The organism is Rhodococcus sp. NPDC055024 (assembly GCF_053608585.1).
This window is the reverse complement of sequence record NZ_JBSGVT010000009.1, coordinates 267,618-287,817: the sequence shown is the minus strand read 5'-3', so window position 1 is coordinate 287,817 and position 20,200 is coordinate 267,618. Positions and strand designations below refer to the sequence as shown.

Genomic DNA, 20,200 nt, shown 5'->3' with positions numbered 1-20,200 from the left:
CGAATACCGCCCCACCTGCCCCGCGTGAACGTATCGCTCCCCTTGTTAGACAAGGGGAGCGATACGTTCACGCGATGGGGTCAGAGCGCAGTGGCAAGGTTCAGGCGGCAGTCGGGTGCAGCGAGGTGGTCGCCGTCGACTGCTCTGACGCTGCCGGGCGGTCGATCTTCGCCGCGACGATCAAGACCAGCAGACCGGCGACGGTGACTGCCGCTCCCATCCAGATCGGGGAGGTGAAGCCGAGTCCCGCGGCGATGGTGATTCCGCCCAGCCACGCACCGAGCGCGTTGCCGACATTGAAGGCGGCAATGTTTGCACCTGAGGCCATGGTCGGTGCTGCCGACGCGTAGTTCATGATCCGCATCTGCAAACCGGGAACCGTCGCAAAACCGAAGGCGCCCATGAAGAACAGCGAGATCACGGTCATGACCTTGCTCTCCGCGGTGGCGGCGAACACGATCAGAACGACGGTCAGGATCGCGAGAATCCAGACCAGTGCCTTCGTCAGCGAGCGGTCGGCAGCCTTGGCGCCGAGGAAGTTACCGACGAACAGGCCCGAGCCGAAGAGGATGAGCAGCCACGGAACGCTGGACGTCGCGAATCCCGTTACCTCGGTGAGGGTGAAGGCGATGTAGGTGAAGGCTCCGAACATTCCGCCGTAGCCGAGGATGGTGATGGCGATCGAGAGCCAAACCTGCTTGTTGCGGAACGCCCCCAACTCTCCGCGCAATCCGCCGCCGGTCGTGCTTGCGGGCGTCGTCGGGACAAGTGCTGCAATTCCGATCAGGGCGATGACCCCGATGACGGTGATGGCCCAGAACGTCGAGCGCCATCCGAGTTGCTGGCCCAGCAGCGTGCCGAACGGAACGCCGAGGACATTGGCGATGGTCAGGCCCGCGAACATCATCGCGATGGCACCGGCCCGCTTGTTGGGAGCGACCATGTCGGCGGCAACCACCGAGCCGATTCCGAAGAACGCACCGTGGCACAGCGCCGCGACGATGCGTCCGCCCATCATGACCTCGTATGACGGGGCGAGCGCGGACATCAGGTTGCCGATGATGAACAGCACCATGAGCGAGAGAAGGACCTTCTTGCGCTCGAAGCGGGTGACGGCAGCGGTCAGGAGGATCGCGCCGATCGCCACCGACAGTGCGTAGCCCGAGATCAGGTAGCCCGCGACGGACTCGGTGACCTCGAAATCAGCCGAGACCTCGGGCAGGAGGCCCATGATGACAAATTCGGTGAGGCCGATCCCGAACCCGCCCATAGCGAGGGCAATGAGACCCAATGGCATCTCGATGTTCCTTTCACAGATTTACGCGTAAGCCGTTAGCGGGCGTGTGCATTAGTTGCAGGCGCGCTATAAATAGTTGCACGCGCGCGCTACATGCGCAAGCTGGTAACCTGGAGCCGCAGGAAACGGACAAGGAGAATCACATGGGGATCGCCGACGACGCCGTCGAAATCCGTTCGCAAGGGTGGCGCACGCTCGCAGCACTGCACGGCGCCCTCGACACCGAACTGGAACGCGCGCTCCAGCGTGAGCACAAGCTGTCCGTCGTCGAATACACCGTGCTCGACGCACTGAGCCGCCAGGACGGCTGGCACATGCGCATGGCCCAACTGGCTCGCGCTGCCGCACTGAGCAGCAGCGCCACGACGCGCTTGGTCAATCGACTCGAAGATCGAGGACTACTGACGCGCATCCTGTGCGCCGACGACCGTCGAGGCATCTACACGGAGTTGACGCCGGCCGGCCGCGAGCTTCTCGAAAGCGCACGGCCGACGCACGACGCCACCCTCGAAGCCGCACTCGACGAGGCATGCAAGACACCCGAACTCGCGCCATTGGTGCGCGCCCTCCACGAGCTTCCCGTCGGCTAGAAAGCTGCCGGAAGCAGGGCACGCGCTTTGATGTCCGAGACCACCTGAGCGACAAACACACCCGCGTCGACGACCGCCCGCCCACCACGCGCGGGGACCAGAACGTCGACGGCACCGCCGTGCACCTCGTTGTCCCCGATCACCGCGATGTACGGGTCACGGTGAGTGCGTGCCTCGCGTATGCGACGTCCCAACGATCCGTCGGCTGCGATCGCCACTCGAACATCGCGAGCCGCGAGATCAGCCCGCAAACACTCGGCCTCAACCTGGTGCCGGTCGCCGACAGGCAGGATCGAGACTTGGTTGGGTGCCAGCCATGGCGGCATCCGCCCTTCGAACCTTTCGATCAAGAGCGCAGTCATGCGTTCCATCGACCCAAGCAAGCCCCGATGGATCATGACGGGGCGAGCCTTGGATCCGTCTTCCGCGGTGTACTCGAGGTCGAACCGTTCCGGTTGATTGAAGTCGAGTTGGACGGTCGAGAGTGTTTCCTCGCGGCCGTGCGCGTCTCGCACTTGGACGTCGATCTTGGGACCGTAGAACGCCGCCTCCCCCTTCGCTTCCACGTACTCGATCGAGCGTGCATTCAGCGCCCCGCGAAGGTGATCCTCGGCGTCCGCCCACTGCTCGTCGGTGCCGAGGTACTGCCCCTCTCCCCCTCTGATCGAGAGGCGGTACTTCCGTTCGACAATCCCCAGAGTCGAGTAGCAGCGCTCGATCGCGTCGAGCGCGACGATCACTTCCGCTTGCACTTGTTCGCGACTACAGAAGACGTGTGCGTCGTCGAGATTGATCTGTCTGACGCGGTTCAGTCCACTGAGAACTCCGGAGAGTTCGCTACGGAACATCGAGCCGAGTTCACGAACGCGGAAAGGTAACTCGCGATAACTACGACCGCGAGCGGCGAATACCTGAGCGTGATGAGGACAGTTAGCCGGACGAAGGAGAAATGACTCTCCGCCTATCTTCATTTCAGGGAACATGTCGTCCGAGAACTTGGACCAATGCCCAGATCTCTCGTACAACTCTTTCTTCGCCATAACGGGGGTATAGACACCCCGGCATCCGGATCGCGCTGCTTGTTCGGCGGCGAACTTTTCGAGTTCGTTCCTGATGATCGCGCCGTCCGGTAACCAGAGTGGGAGGCCGGCCCCGACTATGGGGGTGGTGGCGAAAAACTCCAGGTCGCGCCCGAGTTCGCGGTGGTCAGCGCTCATGAGAGGTCTCCACATCGTTCAAGGGGAGACGCACACGGAGCGACGAAACAGGAAAGCCCCGGGGCGATAACTCCCGGGGCTGAAAGGGTTCGGTCAGCAGTTGCTAAACGATGCGCCGGAAGAGAACCGGCGTCGTCGTGTTGTGCGCAATACTGACCATGTACGTGAGGTTACATCAACTTCCGACCCACCTACAGCCCGAATTGTCGGGCCTCTATGCTGACGCAACTGGGAAGGCGCAGCAGTAGCCAACGAAACACCCACGAAGAGCGAAGTTTCGGCAATCATGTCCGAACGTGAGGTTCTCGGATATGAGGAGGATGTGCGACGGTGCCGGACCACTTGCTCGAACAGTTGATCACCATTCCTTTGTTCACGGGAATCATCGGGTACATCACCAATTGGTCGGGCGTCCTGATGCTTTTTGCGCCGATCAACTTCCACGGAATCAAAGTGCCCGGCCTCAAACTGCTCTTCCCGTTCCTCCCCCGACGCGTTCAGGTGATCCCCGCGATCACCAGCGACGGCCGATTCGGTTGGCAAGGCATCGTCCCCTCGCGGGCGGAGAAGATGGCGTCGATTGCCGTCGACAAATCCCTCGCGAAAGTCGGCAGCATCGCCGATTTCTACCGCGTCCTGGACCCGGACAGCATCGCCGAGCACTTGGTGAATATCTCTCGCAGTGAAGTGCGCGGCGTGGTCACCAGAATCATGACGGCCGAGAATCCTCAGCTCTGGCACAACCTTCCGACGTCGGTGAAGGAAGCCGTCTTCCGCAAAGTGGAGGACGATCTGCCGGCCAGCGTGCGCATGATCACCGACCGCATCGAAGAGGACATCGACGAGTTCATCGACGCGAAGCTGATGGTGATCCGCTACCTCTCCTCGCACCCCAAACTGCTCAACGACATCTTCCGCACGATGGGCAACAAAGAACTCAGGTTCATGCAGAACTTCGGCTTCTACTTCGGATTCCCGATGGGCTTCGTGCTCGTCGGAATCCTCCATCTGGTTCCGCAGTGGTGGGTGCTTCCCATCGGCGGTGTGATCATCGGATACATCGTGAACTACCTCGGCATCACGATGATCTTCGAGCCGATCACCCCCAACCGTTGGGTGCCGTGGAGGCAGGGGCTCTTCCTGAAGCGACGCACCGAGATCATCGCCGGGTACGCAAAAACCCTCGCCGATCACGTCGTGACGCTCGAGAACATCGGCACCGAACTCCTCGAAGGTCCCCGCTCGGACCGAACGCGGCGGATGCTCGATCAGGTACTGCGCGAATCCGTCGACGACGCAGCCGGCTGGGCAAAGTCGGTGGTCAAGATGACCGTCGGTTCGCAGAGCTACAAGCGTCTGCCCGGACTGGCCACCACCGAAGTGCTCGACCTGTACCCAAGGGTCTTCGAGGACGCGGAGTTCGCCGAGAACCAGTCGGAGAAGATTCGTGTCTTCGTCACCGAACGCATGAGCATCCTTTCACCGGAAGATTTCAGCGAACTACTACGCTCAGCCGTCAAGCAGGACGAGTGGCTGTTGTTCGTACACGGGGCCGTGCTGGGCTCGTTTGCCGGTTTCCTACACCTCGCAATATTCGGAGTATGAGCATGAGTGAGCACGACCATCGCATGATCGTCGAAGCGGAATCGTACGACTGGGCTGCGGACATCACGCCGGTCGAATCCGTCGAAAAGCGTCTGATCCGTAGCCTTGTCGGGCTTACCGCCACGACGACGCTCACGTCGATCAAGCTGACGGGTTGGGCTTTCGGAACGGCGAAGGAGGCGACGCGGCAGATCGTTCAGGCCGCCGCCGAAGCCGCGGCAGAGGCCGCAGAATCCGCCAACGTGCAATCCGAACGTCGGGCCGAGAACACCAACGGAGACGGCTCGCGGACGGAGAACCTGCGGGCAGCAATGGCAACTCGTACCAATCGCAAACAGAGCGTCGAGGCCACTCTCGCGGCGCTGCGGGCACGTGGTGACAGGTTGCTGGATCGTTCCGCGGACGTGACCGATCGCGACGATCTGCACCCGGCTTACGACCGGATCCTCGACGAGATCGCACCCGACGAAGCTCGAATTCTTCGGCTGTTGGCCACCTCCGGCGCACAACCGAGCGTCGACGTGCGCACGGCGCGGCCGTTCGGAGTCGGCTCGGAGATGATCGACGAGGGTCTGTCGATGATCGGAGAACTGGCGGGATGTCGACATCTGGACCGCATCAGCGCCTACCTGAACAACCTGCATCGGCTCGGTTTGGTGGCGTTCTCACGCGAGCCCGTCGAGGCCGACCGGTACCAGGTGGTCGAGGTGCAGCCGTCGGTGATCGAGGCGGTCAAGCGCGCAGGACGATCGAACAAGATAGTGCGTCGTAGCATCCTGCTGACGCCGTTCGGTGACGACTTCTGTCATACCTGTTTTTCTCTGTAGGGCCTCCAGCCCCGTGAGTGGTTAAGGAGCCCCTGGACTCCTTAACCACTCACGGGGGGCTTGCCCCCTACAGCCAGGTATCTTCCGTCGTGGTCGTCAGGAACGCTTCCAGATCGTCACGCCAGGTCGCCGGCACGGTCTTGTCCGGCTCGATGCCCGTGTACTGCCCGCGGTAGAAGAGCAGCGGGCGTTCGGTCTTGATCTCACTCATCGACGACACCCGACCGAAGACGACGTAGTGATCGCCGCCGTCGTGGACGGTTTCGACTGTGCAGTCGATGTGTGCGAGCGACTTTTCGATGATCGGTGAGCCCAGCGGTGATGGCGTCCAATCGATACCGGCGAACTTGTCCGGCTCACGCGACCCGAAACGAGCACACACCGCCTGCTGTTCCTCCGCCAACACGTTGACGGCGAACTTCCCGGTCCGCTCGATTGCCGCCCACGACCGAGAACCCTTGGTGGGGCAGAACAACACCAAAGGCGGGTCGAGTGACAGGGCGGCGAAAGACTGACACGCGAACCCGACTGGTTCACCGTCGTCGACTGTCGTGATGATGGTGATACCCGTGCAGAACTGCCCGAGAACCGTGCGGAACTGGCGCGGATCGATCGCCTGCTCCGCGCTCACCGACGCGTCGGGCGAACTCACGGCTTCATTCCCACCGTGAAGTCGTGACCCCACAGGCTCACGGCCGTGCTTTCCCTCGCGATCCAGTTTTCGTCCTCGACCTCTAGCCCCTCACAACCGAATTCGATGTCGAACCCGCCCGGAGTCTTCATGTAGAACGAGAGCATCTCGTCGTTAACGTGGCGACCGAGAGTCGCCGACATCTTGACCTTCTTGCGCAATGCCCGGTCGAGGCACAGTCCGACGTCGTCGGAGTTCTCCACCTCGAGCATCAGGTGCACGATGCCCGTCGGGTTGGGCAACGGCAGGAACGCCAAGCTGTGGTGACGCGGGTTGCAGCCGAGGAACCTCAGCCACGCCGGGTCGCCGTCAGCGGGCCGCCCGACCATCTGCGGAGGCAGACGCATCGAATCGCGAAGCTTGAATCCGAGTACGTCGCGGTAGAACCGGAGCGAAGCGTCGTCGTCGTCGGTGGTGAGCACGACGTGGCCGAGCCCCTGCTCCCCCGTCACGAACCTGTGCCCGTACGGGCTCACGATTCGGCGGTGTTCGAGCGCGGCGCCGTGGAACACCTCGAGGGAGTTACCCGAGGTGTCCTCGAACGCGATCATCTCGACGACGCGACGGTCCTTGAGTTGCTCCGCCGTGCCTTCCTTGAACGGAACACCGGCCGCTGACAACCTGTCACGGATATCCTGCAGCTCAGCCGCATTCGCGGTTTCCCACCCGGAGACGAGTAGGCGATCCGTGTCATTCGGAACGATGACAAGACGTGCCGGGAAGTCGTCCATACGCAGATACAGCGATTCCGCGTCGACGCCCTTGCCCTCGATCATGCCGAGGATCTTGAGTCCGTACTCGCGCCACGCAGCCATGTCGGTGGCCCCGATGCGCATGTACGCCAGAGATCGAATACCCATCATTTACCTCCGTCGAGCAGGAAGTCGGTTGCGAGCCGGTTGAATTCGTCGAACTTCTCGAGCTGCGCCCAGTGACCACAACCGCCGAAGACGTGGAGCTGCGCGCGCGGGATCATCTTGAGCGCAACCAGTGCGCCGTCGAGAGGGTTGACCCGATCCTCACGGCCCCAGATCAGCAACACACGCTGCCGAAGCTTGTACGCCTCGCGCCAGAGCATGCCGAGCTCGAAGTCGCCGCTGGAGAAGGACTTACCCATCGCCTTGGCCGCAGCGAGCGACTCGGGAGTACTGGCCGCAGCAAAGCGTTCGTCGACGAGTTCCGGCGTGATCAGCTTCTGATCGAAGACCATGATCCGCAGGAATGCTTCGAGGTTCTCACGGGTGGGCTGGTAGCTGAACTTCCCGAGATTCTTGACGCCCTCGGTGGGGTCCGGCGCAAACAGGTTGACACTCAGACCGCCGGGGCCCATCAGGACGAGGCGACCGGCACGGTCCGGGTAGTCGAGCGCAAAGCGAACAGCAGCGCCACCACCGAGCGAATTGCCCAGCAGATCAACTCGACCGGTGATCTCGAGCGTGTCCAGGAGATCATTGAGCGCCGACGCACTGTGCACGAAGTACTGCGGGTGGTCCGTCGGCTTGTCGGACTGCCCGTAGCCGGGCTGATCGACCGCTATGACGTGAAAGTTCTTCGCCAACACCGGAATGTTGCGGGCAAAGTTCGACCACGACGACGCACCTGGGCCACCACCGTGCAGCAGCACGATAGTCTTGTCGTTGCCGACGCCCGCCTCGTGGAAATGCAGTTTCAGATCGGGGCGCACTTGCGCGAACCGCGAAGTGGACTCGTAGGTGAGGGCTTCTTCGGTGGTTGTCACGGAGCCTCCTCTAGACCATCGTGTCGGTGATCGGCAGACCGAATTCGCCGGTTCCGAACATGACGTACGCGCGTTCGGGATCGTTGGCGGCGTGGACGCGACCAGCGTGAGCATCGCGCCAGAAACGCTGAATCGGCGTGCCGTTCTGCAGCGCCGTGGCACCGGAGTTCTCGAAGAGCTTGTCGATCGAGGCGATCGCACGGCCAGTGGCGCGCACCTGGTCACGTCGAGCGCGCAGACGCAGTTCCATCGGAACCTCTTCGCCCGCAAGGATCAACGCGTACTCGTCGGCGACGTTGCCGGAGAGCTGACGCCACGCGGCGTCGATGTCGCTGGACGCCTCGGCGATGCGCACCTTGGCAAACGGATCGTCCTTCGACTTCTCGCCGGCGAACGCAGCGCGCACACGCTTGCCCTGGTGCTCGACGTGCGCTTCGTAAGCGCCGTAAGCCATTCCGACGATCGGTGCCGAGATCGTGGTGGGGTGAATGGTTCCCCACGGCATCTTGTAGACCGGCGCGGTGTTGTTCTCGAGGCCCGGGGCGGTCAGTTCGCTCATCGCCCGGAAGCTCAGCACGCGATGCGTCGGAACAAAAACATCCTTGACCACAACGGTATTGGAGCCGGTTCCACGCAGACCGACCACATTCCACACGTCGTCGATCTGGTAGTCCTCGCGAGGAATCAGGTAGCTCACGAAGTCGACCGCGCGGCCGTCCTTGAACACCGGACCACCGAGAACGGCCCAGCTGGCATGGTCACAACCCGAGGACCAAGCCCACGCACCGTTGACCTTGTATCCGCCCTCGACTACTTCACCCATACCCATCGGGGCGTAAGAGGACGAGATGCGAACGTCAGTGTCGTTGCCCCACACGTCTTCCTGTGCCTGCTGAGAGAAGAGGGCGAGGTGCCAATTGTGTACGCCGATGATCGACGAGACCCATCCTGTGGAACCACACGCGCTGGCGATCTTCTTGACCGCGGAGTAGAACAGCACCGGATCGGCTTCGTATCCGCCCCACTGCTTCGGCTGCAGCAAGCGGAAGAAGCCTGTTTCCTGAAGAGCCTTGATGGACTCGTCGGGGATACGACGCAGATCCTCGGTCTCCTGTGCGCGCTCGCGCAGTGCCGGCAGTAGTGCGTCGAGCCTCTGCATCACCTCGTGGCTGTCATGGTTACCCACTTCGACGCTCCCGTCTTCCTCGATCGGTTGGTTCACTTACACTTGAGACTAGAACACGTTCTCTTTTCTGTCGAGACGCTGACAAAGGTCCCGTTTGTGGCCGCAATGCTGTAACAAGTGCCCCCAAAATCTGGCGGAACCGGATCGAGTTCTATAACGTGTTCTACTAACAGCTAGAAGGGATGTGAGGTCACAATGGCGCAGATTCGCGAGATCGACGTCGGAACGGTGCAGACTCGTTTCGCCCGCGGTTGGCACTGCCTGGGTCTACTGAAGACCTTCAAGGACGGCAAACCGCACGCGATCGAGGCTTTCGGTACGAAGCTCGTGGTGTTCGCCGACAGCAAGGGCGACATCAAAGTTCTCGACGGATACTGCCGTCACATGGGCGGTGACCTCACACAAGGCGAGGTCAAGGGCGATTCCATCGCCTGCCCCTTCCACGACTGGCGCTGGGGCGGCAACGGCAAGTGCACCGGCATTCCTTATGCCCGTCGCGTGCCCCCGCTCGCACGCACCCGCGCGTGGACGACCCTCGAGCAAAACGCCCAGCTCTTCGTCTGGAACGACCCCGAGGGCAATCCGCCGCCCGAGGAGATCGTGATTCCTCGTATCGAGGGCGCCTACAGCGACGAATGGACCGACTGGACCTGGAACTCCATGGTCATCGAGGGGTCCAATTGCCGCGAGATCATCGACAACGTGGTCGACATGGCGCACTTCTACTACATCCACTACGCCTTCCCGACGTACTTCAAGAACGTCTTCGAAGGTGAGATCGCCACTCAGTACCTCAACACCACCGGCCGTCCCGACATCGGAATGGCCTCCCAGTACGGCGGCGACACGCTGCTTCGCTCCGAAGCTGCGTATTACGGACCGTCGTACATGGTCAATCCCCTGTGGAACAGCTACAGCGGATACGAGGTCGAGAGTGTTCTCATCAACTGCCACTACCCGATCAGCCCGGACTCGTTCGTGCTGCAGTGGGGTGTGACGGTGAAGAAGCCGACGGGTGTCTCCGACGAGATGGCCGACAAGCTGGCCGGCAAGTTCACCGAGGGCATCAGCGAGGGCTTCCTGCAGGACGTCGCGATCTGGAAAAACAAGACCAAGATCGAGAATCCCCTTCTCTGCGAAGAAGACGGCCCCGTCTACCAGCTACGACGCTGGTACGAGCAGTTCTACGTTGACAAGGCAGACGTCACCGAGAAGATGACGCAGCGCTTCGAGTTCGAGGTGGACACCACCAAGGCAAACGAAGCCTGGCACGCCGAGGTCGAGGAAAACCTCGCACGCCAGAAGGCCGAGAAGGAAGCTGCAGCAGAAGCGGCAAAGAAGGAAGCAGAGGTCTAATCGTGAGCGCCTCGATCGGAACCGACGCACGGTGGGCTCGTTGGGCCAAGGCACCGGACTTTGCCGGGCAAACGGAACGGCTCGAGGCGATCGCGGCCCAGACGATCGAGGACAAGCACGAATACCTCGACTCGGGTCTGCAGGAAGTCGACTGCAAGGCATGCGGTGCCTGCGTACTGGTTCGCAAGAACACGTACAAGCACACCAGCGTTCAGTGGACTTCCGACCCGGCGCTGCGTTGCCACACCTTCAAAGAGGCAATTGCTTCCGGTCAGTCGACGGCATTGAAAGACGGATGCCCGAAGTTGCACGACAGCATCGCCGACGCAGTCAGGGACGGCACCATCACAGTGCGTGATCCCGAGGTCAGCTGACCTGATTGTGCAGAACGAGGACCGACCCACCACGGGTCGGTCCTCGTTTTACGTTCCGGCAACTGTGCGTCCGTCAGGCGGGCGGTCGCACTTTCCGTGCAGCCACCGCGTAGACGTCGCTCGACGTGGTGAGCGAGTTCTTTCCGCTGACTGCCGGCACTCCCCCGCGGAGATTCACCGCCCAGTTGAGCGCACCCAACGGTCCGCATCCACTGGCTCCCGGCGCCGCAAACACAGCATCCGAATGTGGGACTGCCGGGAACACCGCGCCGGGAAACTCGCCGATGGGTTCCGATGGTGGGTTTCCCGTTGTGGTCAAGTGAAGATTGATCGGATTCGAGACCGAACCGATGTAGCAATCGTCGCCCAGCAACGGATTCGACAGTTTCAAGCGGACCGGCATCGTGAGTTCCTGCTCGAGGACCTTCAGATCGGGGACTCCCACCGATTCGACTGTCGCGCTGATCTGAGTCAGTCCGAGCGGAGTATCGATCCCGAGCGCACCTCCTGGTACCGAAATCGGGTTGGAATAGACCCCGTTGGACCCGTCCTGCTTGGCAACGAACGTCTCGATAAAACTGTTGTCGGGCTGGGTCGCGTATTTCACCCCACCTGCAACCTTGAGACTGCCGTCCGGGATCGGCACCGAAAGTGCGCCCAATTTCATGGTCCCTCCGCGAACTACGACGCTGGCGCACGTCGTCACCTCGAGATCCTCGATCGGGCACGTGCCCCAACCGTCGAAGGTCAACGGATCAATCTCTGCCGCACCGGAGGAGCCGAGCGATCCGCTGCCGGAAGACCCTGACGAGGATTCGTCGGCAATTGCCACACCTGCACCGGCCATGACAAATGTTGCAACTAGCGCGACTGTCGACATCACTCGAGACTTATTGCGGCTCTTCATCTTCGAATTCCTCCATCGTTGACGGAAATTCACGAGAGCCACCCCTGTGGATCGCACCTCGATCTACGCACGGCACGCTACCGAGAAGTGAGACGCGGATTCACACATAATGGCGATATTTCCCACCAAAGAACTACGGCGATCACGCTCGATCGAACTTCCGTCCTAGCTCGGAAACCGTATCGATCCTGTCGCCTCAGTTCTTTTCGGCTGTGCCCGAACCGATGACCTGATCGAGGAACGGCCCGAACATCTCCCCCAGGTTCTCGGCGATCTGATCGGGGGTACCGAAAGACAACGTTACGTGACTGATCGCCAGACGCACTATCGTGCTGCCGAACATCTCGGCATGGATGCGGTCGACGTTTGCCCAACTGGTCATGAAGATCTCGGCCAACCTCGCGCTCGCATGTCCGAGCAGCGGAGTCCCGTCGGTGGTGACCAGGCTCAGCAGGTCATGTTGCGGACGAGGACCGACAATACTGACCACCATCGGATCCCGGGCACCGGCGTCGAAGAAGGCACGAAATGCAGCCGAGACCGCACCGCGGGGATCCGAATGATGCAGCGTTACTTCGCGTTCCACCTCTTCGAGGAACTCGTCGACAAACCGGATGAGGTATCCGGACGCCAATCCCTGGCGAGACGTGAACTCCTTGTACAACGTCTGCCTGCTCATACCAGCAGCTTCGGCGATATGCGCCATCGTGATGTCGTTCCACGATTTCTCGGTCAAGAGTTCGCGTGTGGCGTCGAGCGCTGACGCATGGAGGAGTTGACGAGCTGCCTCGTGGTACGGGACACGGGCACGAGCGGTGGACATATCGGGAAGATTTCCATCGCCCGTGCTCGGTGTCAAAACGGTGGACATGCAAGCCACAGAAGTCACGAGCACACTCAGAGCACCGGTGAGGCGACAAGACCCGCCGCAAGTTCGGTCAGATCCCTATTTGTATCGGCGAGTACGTCGACGCTGATGTCCGGAGAGCGTTCGATAAGGGTTCGGACGGCCCGAATATCTTTCGGCCGGCCCACGCTCACAGCGCCGACGATCTTCCCGTCGCGCATGCAGATCGCAGTGAAGTCATAGGAGTCCAAGTCTCCTCGGACGATCACGGTGTCGTCGGCACCTGGCCAACCGGCTACCTGGATGTTGCGGCCGAATTGGTTCGACCAACTCCACGGCACGGATTCGAAAGGTTCCACCTTCCCCACAATGGTCTTGGCAACTGCGACGGCGTGGTCCTGCGCAGTGTTCCAGTGCTCGCCGCGGTGCATGCCGCCGAGAAAACCGTTGGGCACGTTGGCCACATCGCCGATCGCGTACACACCATCGACAGATGTTCTGAGGTATCGGTCTACCGAAATCCCGTTGTCCACCGCAATACCCGCAGCAGCAGCCACATCGGTATCGGGCAAGGATCCGATTGCGACGACGGCCAGGTTCGCTGTCCACTCGCGTCCGTCTCGCCCGTGTGCGGTGACGCCGTCGGCACCCGTCGTGAGCGTCTCGAGGTCGACTCCCGTCTGCAAGGCGACGCCGGCCAAAGTGTGCAGCGCGGCGATCTTCTCCGCTATCGACAGTGGAAGCAGCCTGGACAGGGGCAGCGGTTGCGCTTCGAGAACCTGCACACTGCAACCCAAGTCACGTGCCGTTGACGCCACCTCGGATCCGATCAAGCCACCGCCGACCACCAGTAGCGAGGATCCTTCGATCAGCTGGGATTGCAAGCGTCGCATGTCTGCGATATCGCGCAGATAGTGAACGCGCTCGGAATCTTCAGCGGCCAATCGTCGGGGCCGTCCACCCGTGGCAAGAATCAGAACGTCGTAGTCGATGCTGTCACCGTCAGCTAAACATACTGTGCGGGAATCTGTGTCGATACCGGTGACAGTCTCGCCGATCCGAAGGTCGATACCCTGTTCGGCCCAGAACGTCGACGGCCGCAAGCGAACCCGATCAATCGACGCTTTCCCGGACAGTAGCTCCTTCGACAGCGCCGGACGACGGTACGGCTCCTCAGGTTCGCTGCCGATCAGGATGATGCTGCCGCCGAACCCTTCCTTGCGCAAAGCCTGCGCCGCACCGGAACCGGCGATGCCCGTGCCCACGATCACGACGGTCCGGATGTCGGGTTCGCTGACCGCTGTCATCAGCGGTCCACCTCCACCATTTCGAAATCGACTTTGGCAGCGCCACAATCAGGGCAGGACCAGTCTTCGGGAATCTCGTCCCAGCGAGTGCCCGGCTCGATACCGTCGTCGGGCCAGCCGATCGCTTCGTCGTATTCGAACCCGCACTGGAGGCAGCGGAACAATTTGTAAGCAGTGGCAGTCTCGGACATCGGTTTTCCTTTCACCGGTGGATATTTCGATCAGGATTGCGTGACGAGGGTGAAGTCGACCTTCTCGCGGACGCCGCAGTCGGGGCAGCACCAGTCGTCCGGAATGCTCGACCACGGCGTGCCGGGCGGAAAGCCCTCTCGCGCAGCGCCTGTCGATTCGGTATAGGTGTAATCGCAGATCGGGCAGGTGTAGGCGTTCATGCGTTCACCCCGTAGGCCGCGAGGACCTTGGCCCGCTTCTTCGGCGCGATGTTGACCTGAGTGATGTCACCTCGGTAGTGCTCGAGAACGCGGTGGTCCATCACCTTGCGCCACAGGGGCGGAACTGTGGCGAGCATGATCATGCTGGCGTAGCCGCTCGGGAGCTGAGGCGCCTCTTCCATACTGCGAAGCGCTTGGTAGCGCCGTGTCGGATTCGCATGATGATCGCTGTGCCGCTGCAAGTGATAAAGGAAGACGTTGGTGCAGATGCGATCACTGTTCCAGCTGTGCGCCGGCGTGCAGCGCTCGTACCGTCCGCTTGCGGTCTTCTGACGCAGGAGTCCGTAGTGCTCGAGGTAATTGATCGCTTCGAGCAGCGAAAACCCGATGAACGCCTGGATCACGAGGTACGGCGCGATGCCGATCCCGAACACTGCAAGCGCGACACCGAACAAAACAACCGACATGAGCCAGGCATTGAGCACGTCGTTCTTGATGCTCCAGTGCGTGGTGCCCAAACGCTCGAAGCGGGTCTTCTCGAGATGCCATGCCGACTTCAATCCTCCGCCGACGCTGCGCGGCCAGAAACCGTAGAGGGTCTCACCGAAGCGCGAGGTCGCCGGATCTTCCGGAGTCGACACTCGCACATGGTGGCCACGGTTGTGCTCGAGGTAGAAGTGGCCGTAAGCGCTCTGCGCGAGAACGATTTTGGACAACCAGCGCTCGACGCTCTCCTTCTTGTGCCCGAGTTCATGGGCGGTGTTGATGCCGATTCCGGCCGTCACACCGATCGTCACTGCGAGTCCGATATTGGAGAGAACGCTCAAATCCCAACGCGCCCAGATGTAGCAGGACAGGAAGAAGGCCGTGTACTGCAACGGCAGATAGGCGTAGGTGCACCACCGGTAGAAGCGGTCGTTCTCGAGTTCGTCGATCACCTCGTCGGGTGGATTCTTCCCGTCCTCACCCGCCAGAATGTCGATGACGGGAATGAGGGCAAAAGCGATCAGTGGGCCGGTCCACCAGAAGACATTCCATCCGGTGGCGGCAACAAGCCCCACCGCGATGAAAGTTGCCGATGACGGAATCAGCGCCAACAACCACAAGTAGCGTTTCCGGTCTCTCCATGTTGCGAGCCGGCCATCTGGCTCGGTGTACACCAACGCCGCCATCGAATTCTCCAGTTCTCGTTCGGATCAGTGAGTGCGTCCTGCGCGGCAATCCGCGACACGAACAACATCTATGTATAGAGAGTGGACAAATGACAGTGTTTTGTCAACGATTTTCAAGGAAAAACTTTTACAAACATGCTGATTTGTACATCTAGATAAACCCTCCGTTCGGGCTGATCGCAAATCTTCCGCCACCGCGCCACACTCGGTACAAAAGTGGAATGGGGACGTCAGCGTGCGCAATATGCGCCAAACACCAAGGAACAGGCCCGCTCGTCAGCCCCCGAATATTCGAGGACGACTTCGTCGTTGTCTCCCATCGGCCTCCTCAGCCAGACGGCCGTTCGGTTCCTGGATATGTGTTCGTCGAGACCCGTCGACACGTGTCCGGATTGCCTTCACTATCCGAACCTGAAGCACTCGCCATCGCACACGCGGTCTGGTGCGTCTCACGTGCCCTCGACTCGGAATTGACTCCAGAATTCGTGTTCTCCGCGATCGCCGGGCGAAGCGTCCCCCACTTTCATCAGCACGTTTTCGTCAGGCCCTTCGGCCCTTCGGCGCTCCGAGTTCAGTGAGTTGGAACGACGTCGATTCATGGGACGACGCGCCACGCGTCGACGAGGTCGAGCTCACGCTTCTGTGCAGGAGAATCGCGCTCGGCTTCGAAGCCGAGCAATAGCGCAAAACAGTCGGTGCGCGGACGGACAGTCGGCGCGAGACTCAACCTCTCGATGTCCGATTTGCGCGAATTTCCCCAAAACGAAAGTTCGCTTACCCATACTGAAATGACCGACTGTCCCCGACGTGAGTGGGTCCTCATGGATACCGACGTATTGGTAGCGGGCGCCGGCCCGATCGGTTTGACCACCGCGATCGAGCTGCGCAGACGCGGTATCTCCTGTCGAATAGTCGACCCCCTCGACGAACCGCGGCAATACGCGAAAGCCGTCGGGATTCAGCCACGCACACTCGAACTCTTCGAGAACATGGGGGTGCTCCGCCAGGCACTCGACGCCTCGACATTGATGCGCGGTCAGATCATGTACACGAACGGCGTCGAGGTCGGCCGCGTCGACCTCACCCTCCCCGACGACGTTCCTTACTGGTTTCTCTGCCTGCCTCAGTACTCGACGGAGCGCATCCTCACCGAGCGCCTCGCCGAATTGGGAACAACCGTCGAACGCGGAGTCGGCCTCACCGCATTCGAACAATCCGACGACGCCGTCACCTGCACCCTCAGCGACGGCAGCGCCGTGACGGCCCAGTACCTGGTGGGTTCCGACGGCGCGCACAGCGTGGTCCGCAAAGGGCTGGGCCTGAGCTTCGAGGGCGGCGCGTTTGCCGAAAGCTACATGCTTGGTGACGTCGAAGTCGACTGGTCGATCCCCAGCGGCTACGCGGTGCGCGCCAACCACACCAGCGACGACGGAACCACCGACGATCTACTCGTGTGCATCCCACTTCCCGGACACAAGCGGTACCGCATGTCGATGCTCGTTCCGGACGATTTGATGCCGGACGAATCGTCGAACAAAGCCTCTGTACAACACGGTTTTTCAACCGGCAAGACACCTGAACTCCATCACATCCAGGCCGTGCTCGACAGACTGTCCCCAGAACCGACAACCGCCTCGATGCTGCGATGGTCCTCGGTCTTCCGCATCAGCCACCGCATCGTCGACGCATACAGTCGCGGACGGGTTTTTGTCGCCGGCGACGCCGCGCACATCCATCCCCCGACTGGAGCGCAGGGCATGAACACCGGGATCCAGGACGCCCACAATCTCGCATGGAAGGTAGCGCTCGCCGTCAAAGGCGTTGCAACAGCAGATCTTCTCGAGACCTACGACGCCGAAAGACGGCCGGTTGGTGAAGAAGTCGTCGGGATGACCGTCCGAAATGCTCGAGAAGGAATCGGTTCGGGAGAGTCCTCGATCGACACGGCAATGCGGCGCCAGGCTCAATTGTTGATCGACTACTCGGAGAGTCCGCTGAACAGCGGGCGTGATTCTTCGAGTCCACACGTCCAACCGGGCGAGCGTGCACCCGATGCGCGCGGTCTGCGCCGAGATGGTGTGCAGTATCCAATTCGGCTGTTCGACTTGCTGTCCGGAGTCGACCACACGTTACTGCTGACTTCGGACGGATCCGCGGAGAGCATCAACGGTCTGGAGAAGGTCGCCGACGCCGCAATTCGATCAGCGCACGGCTTGCTGGACGTCTATGCGATAGTGCCACCGGGAACTGTGCCCGTCGATTCGCTGGTGCCGATCATCGAGGACAACGACTCGCAGCTGTGCGCCGCGTACGGAGTCGAAGGTACGGCGGCGCTGGTCATCCGCCCCGACGGCTACCTCGGATTCCGTGGTCACCCGGAGAACGTTTCCGACTACTTCGCGAAAGTGTTTGCCGTCAATCAGGAATGAGCGAAGCGAACATCAGCCGGATCTCGGGTGAGAGCTTCATCAACTCGACATATCCACCCAACGGCCCGGCATCGAGGTAGGAGAACTCCATGCCGGCGCCCTCTACCCGACCCTGTTGCACCACCGGCATTCCGCGACGCTCGGCCTCGACCAGCGTCGCCTCGTAATCGTCCGGAACCCAGGCCAGGTGATGAACTCCGACGCCGTGAGTCTCCAGGAATTCCGTGTACAGGTTGTGTCCGGACACTGGTTGGATCAGCTCGAGCTGTTGGCTGCCCGCATATCCGATCGACACGTGCACGACATAGTCTGCGGGCTCCCCGCGAAAGGTTGTGGTCTCGGGACCAAAGGCGATGTCTGGCATACGTAGCCACCGCTCCACTCCCCACTGCCGAGTGAACTCTTGTTCGGCAGCCTCGATGTCCTCGACCACCCAGCAGATCTGGAAGATCGGTCCCGAGACCAACGGGGTCATGCCATTTTTCCGTTGTCCACCGAGTAGACGGCCCCGTGTATCGCTGAGGCGTCGTCGGAGGCAACGAAAGCCACCATCTTCGCGACGTCCTCGGCTTCCATCAAGCCACGCGGCGACGCAACCTTCATGACGAGATCGAAGTCGACTCCGTCGGGGAAGGTGAATCCGGTGACTTGAGGAGTCATCATGCCGCCGGGGCAGATTGCGTTGACACGCAGAGACTTTCCGGTGAACTCCATCGCCATCGCCCGGGTCAGTCCGATGAGCCCGTGCTTGGCAGCGCAGTATCCAGCCGAATACGCCTGCCCTTCCAGTCCCGCAATCGAGGAGACGTTGACGATGTTGCCGCCCCGTTCCAGCAAGTGCGGCAGTGCTGCTCGGGACAGGAAGAACGGTCCGTTCAGATTGACCGCAAGGTCATGTGCCCATTCGGAATCCGCAATATCCGCCGTGTGACGAAGCGAGTGGGATCCCGCCACATTGACGAGGATGTCGATACCACCGAGTTCGTCGACACACGCTTGCACGGCCGCATCACACTGAGTGGAATCCGAGACGTCCGTCGCTGCGTAACGACGCTCACCGTCCGTGCCGACCACCTCGACCATCGACTGCCGCAGCTTTTCCTTGTCGCGGGCGATACCGAAAACCTGTGCGCCTCTGCGGTGGAGAATCTCGGTGACGGCGCGCCCCAACCCTGAGGACGCGCCGGTCACCAAGGCCACTTTTCCGGCCAGTACGTCTGCCATGGGCTAGGAAGCCGCTGCTTCGCGCTGGAGTTCCAGCGCGATGTCGATCAACTGATCTTCCTGTCCGCCGACCAACTTGCGCTTACCTGCACGCACCAACAGTTCCGCGGACGACACTCCGTACCGCTCGGCCTGACGCTCGGCATGCTTGAGGAAGCTCGAGTACACGCCGGCGTAGCCCATCATCAGTGCCTGACGATCGAGCAGGCACTCCTGCGGCATTGCTGGGCGCACAACGTCTTCGGCTGCATCGGCAATCGCGAAGAAGTCGATACCTGTCTTGACTCCGATCTTGTCGCAGACACCGACAAACGCCTCGACCGGGGCGTTGCCGGCGCCGGCACCGAACCGACGGGTACTACCGTCGATCTGCTTGGCTCCCGCACGAACTGCCGCAATGGAATTGGCGACGCCCAGGCCCAGGTTCTCGTGGCCGTGGAAGCCGACCTGAGCGTCGTTGCCGAGTTCCTGAACCAGCGCCTCGACGCGATCGGATACCTGCTCGAGTACCAGCGCGCCGGCCGAGTCGACCACGTACACACACTGGCAACCCGCGTCGGCCATGATGCGAGCCTGCTTGGCCAGCTTCTCCGGCGGAATCGAGTGAGCCATCATGAGGAATCCGACTGTTTCGAGTCCGCGCTCACGCGCGAGGCCGAAGTGCTGGATGGATACGTCGGCCTCGGTGCAGTGAGTTGCGATGCGGCAGATGGACGCACCGTTGTCCTGTGCGATGACGATGTCGTCCTTGATGCCCAGTCCGGGCAGCATCAGGAAGGCGATCTTCGCGTTTGTCGCGGTCTCGACGGCAGCTTTGATGAGTTCCTGCTCAGGAGTCTTCGAGAAACCGTAGTTGAAGGAGGACCCGCCGAGACCGTCTCCGTGAGTGACCTCGATGACCGGCACTCCGGCTCCGTCGAGGGCGCCGACGATGGCTCGCACTTCTTCGACGGTGAACTGATGACGCTTGTGGTGGGAGCCGTCGCGCAGCGATGTGTCGGTGACGCGGATGTCCCAGCTCGAATCGAAATGAATCATGTC

The 20,200-nt window shown here is 61.4% G+C and carries 21 protein-coding genes; 6 read left to right on the top strand and 15 right to left on the bottom strand.

The genetic code is table 11. The annotated features are described in order from the left end of the window. Positions 1 to 100: 100 nt before the first annotated feature. Positions 101 to 1,297, bottom strand: a complete 1,197-nt coding sequence (locus tag ACWF6P_RS20515) for an MFS transporter (RefSeq protein WP_452622263.1) — start codon at positions 1,295 to 1,297, stop codon at positions 101 to 103. 143 nt (positions 1,298 to 1,440) lie between these two features. Between ACWF6P_RS20515 and ACWF6P_RS20510 the strand changes: the two genes are divergently transcribed. Further along, the gene (locus ACWF6P_RS20510) at positions 1,441 to 1,887 is read left to right on the top strand and encodes a MarR family winged helix-turn-helix transcriptional regulator (RefSeq protein ID WP_003945852.1); all 447 of its coding nucleotides are present in this window, start codon (positions 1,441 to 1,443) and stop codon (positions 1,885 to 1,887) included. On the opposite strand, the gene thrS is transcribed toward ACWF6P_RS20510, so the two are convergent. Then, on the bottom strand, positions 1,884 to 3,104 hold the full coding sequence (thrS, locus tag ACWF6P_RS20505; RefSeq protein ID WP_452622262.1) for a threonine--tRNA ligase: 1,221 nt from the start codon (positions 3,102 to 3,104) through the stop codon (positions 1,884 to 1,886). The two genes, ACWF6P_RS20510 and thrS, sit on opposite strands and share 4 nt — an antisense overlap. 330 nt (positions 3,105 to 3,434) lie before the next feature. Between thrS and ACWF6P_RS20500 the strand changes: the two genes are divergently transcribed. Both ACWF6P_RS20500 and ACWF6P_RS20495 read left to right on the top strand, forming a co-directional pair. Then, positions 3,435 to 4,709 carry a DUF445 domain-containing protein gene (locus tag ACWF6P_RS20500; protein ID WP_003945674.1) on the top strand — a complete coding sequence of 425 codons (1,275 nt, stop codon included), beginning with the start codon at positions 3,435 to 3,437 and terminating at the stop codon, positions 4,707 to 4,709. Positions 4,710 to 4,711: 2 nt separating this feature from the next. Beyond that, the gene (locus tag ACWF6P_RS20495; RefSeq protein WP_054188052.1) at positions 4,712 to 5,536 is read left to right on the top strand and encodes an Abi-alpha family protein; all 825 of its coding nucleotides are present in this window, start codon (positions 4,712 to 4,714) and stop codon (positions 5,534 to 5,536) included. 67 nt (positions 5,537 to 5,603) lie between these two features. Here the strand turns inward: ACWF6P_RS20495 and hsaB are convergent, their stop codons facing one another. The 4 genes from hsaB to hsaA are packed head-to-tail and all read right to left on the bottom strand — an operon-like array spanning position 5,604 to position 9,151. Further along, on the bottom strand, positions 5,604 to 6,188 hold the full coding sequence (gene hsaB / locus ACWF6P_RS20490) for a 3-hydroxy-9,10-secoandrosta-1,3,5(10)-triene-9,17-dione monooxygenase reductase subunit (protein WP_283307210.1): 585 nt from the start codon (positions 6,186 to 6,188) through the stop codon (positions 5,604 to 5,606). Beyond that, on the bottom strand, positions 6,185 to 7,087 hold the full coding sequence (hsaC, locus tag ACWF6P_RS20485; protein WP_003945585.1) for an iron-dependent extradiol dioxygenase HsaC: 903 nt from the start codon (positions 7,085 to 7,087) through the stop codon (positions 6,185 to 6,187). The genes hsaB and hsaC overlap by 4 nt, the downstream gene beginning before the upstream one ends. Beyond that, positions 7,087 to 7,965 (bottom strand): 4,5:9,10-diseco-3-hydroxy-5,9,17-trioxoandrosta-1(10),2-diene-4-oate hydrolase, encoded by an 879-nt coding sequence (gene hsaD, locus ACWF6P_RS20480; protein WP_378448260.1) that lies wholly within the window; start codon positions 7,963 to 7,965, stop codon positions 7,087 to 7,089. The genes hsaC and hsaD overlap by 1 nt, the downstream gene beginning before the upstream one ends. Before the next feature lie 10 nt (positions 7,966 to 7,975). Continuing rightward, positions 7,976 to 9,151 carry a 3-hydroxy-9,10-secoandrosta-1,3,5(10)-triene-9,17-dione monooxygenase oxygenase subunit gene (hsaA, locus tag ACWF6P_RS20475; protein ID WP_452622271.1) on the bottom strand — a complete coding sequence of 392 codons (1,176 nt, stop codon included), beginning with the start codon at positions 9,149 to 9,151 and terminating at the stop codon, positions 7,976 to 7,978. Positions 9,152 to 9,346: 195 nt separating this feature from the next. On the opposite strand from hsaA, the gene ACWF6P_RS20470 reads away from it, so the two are divergent. Both ACWF6P_RS20470 and ACWF6P_RS20465 read left to right on the top strand, forming a co-directional pair. Continuing rightward, a complete protein-coding gene (locus ACWF6P_RS20470) occupies positions 9,347 to 10,507 on the top strand; it encodes a Rieske 2Fe-2S domain-containing protein (protein ID WP_378448259.1) in 1,161 nt (386 codons plus the stop codon). A gap of 2 nt (positions 10,508 to 10,509) precedes the next feature. Continuing rightward, entirely contained in the window at positions 10,510 to 10,881 is a 372-nt protein-coding gene (locus ACWF6P_RS20465; RefSeq protein WP_007734099.1) for a hypothetical protein, read from the top strand. A 73-nt stretch (positions 10,882 to 10,954) separates the two neighbouring features. Here ACWF6P_RS20465 and ACWF6P_RS20460 read toward each other — a convergent pair whose 3' ends face one another. From ACWF6P_RS20460 to ACWF6P_RS20435, 6 genes are all read right to left on the bottom strand, one after another. Then, positions 10,955 to 11,788, bottom strand: a complete 834-nt coding sequence (locus tag ACWF6P_RS20460; protein WP_378546477.1) for a hypothetical protein — start codon at positions 11,786 to 11,788, stop codon at positions 10,955 to 10,957. Between the two features lie 196 nt (positions 11,789 to 11,984). After that, positions 11,985 to 12,611, bottom strand: a complete 627-nt coding sequence (locus ACWF6P_RS20455) for a TetR family transcriptional regulator (RefSeq protein ID WP_452622261.1) — start codon at positions 12,609 to 12,611, stop codon at positions 11,985 to 11,987. 74 nt (positions 12,612 to 12,685) lie between these two features. After that, complete coding sequence (locus tag ACWF6P_RS20450) at positions 12,686 to 13,942, bottom strand: NAD(P)/FAD-dependent oxidoreductase (RefSeq protein WP_452622260.1); 1,257 nt, start codon at positions 13,940 to 13,942, stop codon at positions 12,686 to 12,688. Beyond that, complete coding sequence (locus ACWF6P_RS20445; protein ID WP_007734094.1) at positions 13,942 to 14,133, bottom strand: rubredoxin; 192 nt, start codon at positions 14,131 to 14,133, stop codon at positions 13,942 to 13,944. The genes ACWF6P_RS20450 and ACWF6P_RS20445 overlap by 1 nt, the downstream gene beginning before the upstream one ends. Positions 14,134 to 14,163: 30 nt before the next feature. Beyond that, on the bottom strand, positions 14,164 to 14,334 hold the full coding sequence (locus tag ACWF6P_RS20440) for a rubredoxin (RefSeq protein WP_314673806.1): 171 nt from the start codon (positions 14,332 to 14,334) through the stop codon (positions 14,164 to 14,166). Next, positions 14,331 to 15,506, bottom strand: a complete 1,176-nt coding sequence (locus ACWF6P_RS20435; RefSeq protein WP_452622259.1) for an alkane 1-monooxygenase — start codon at positions 15,504 to 15,506, stop codon at positions 14,331 to 14,333. The genes ACWF6P_RS20440 and ACWF6P_RS20435 overlap by 4 nt, the downstream gene beginning before the upstream one ends. An 821-nt stretch (positions 15,507 to 16,327) precedes the next feature. On the opposite strand from ACWF6P_RS20435, the gene ACWF6P_RS20430 reads away from it, so the two are divergent. Further along, a complete protein-coding gene (locus ACWF6P_RS20430) occupies positions 16,328 to 17,935 on the top strand; it encodes an FAD-dependent monooxygenase (protein ID WP_452622270.1) in 1,608 nt (535 codons plus the stop codon). Here ACWF6P_RS20430 and ACWF6P_RS20425 read toward each other — a convergent pair. The 3 genes from ACWF6P_RS20425 to dmpG are packed head-to-tail and all read right to left on the bottom strand — an operon-like array spanning position 17,922 to position 20,197. Continuing rightward, positions 17,922 to 18,410, bottom strand: a complete 489-nt coding sequence (locus tag ACWF6P_RS20425; RefSeq protein WP_452622258.1) for a VOC family protein — start codon at positions 18,408 to 18,410, stop codon at positions 17,922 to 17,924. The genes ACWF6P_RS20430 and ACWF6P_RS20425 overlap by 14 nt on opposite strands. Further along, entirely contained in the window at positions 18,407 to 19,159 is a 753-nt protein-coding gene (locus ACWF6P_RS20420) for an SDR family NAD(P)-dependent oxidoreductase (protein ID WP_452622257.1), read from the bottom strand. Before ACWF6P_RS20420 ends, ACWF6P_RS20425 begins: the two co-directional genes overlap by 4 nt. 3 nt (positions 19,160 to 19,162) lie before the next feature. Continuing rightward, positions 19,163 to 20,197, bottom strand: a complete 1,035-nt coding sequence (gene dmpG, locus ACWF6P_RS20415) for a 4-hydroxy-2-oxovalerate aldolase (RefSeq protein WP_378536156.1) — start codon at positions 20,195 to 20,197, stop codon at positions 19,163 to 19,165. Between the last annotated feature and the right edge of the window lie 3 nt (positions 20,198 to 20,200).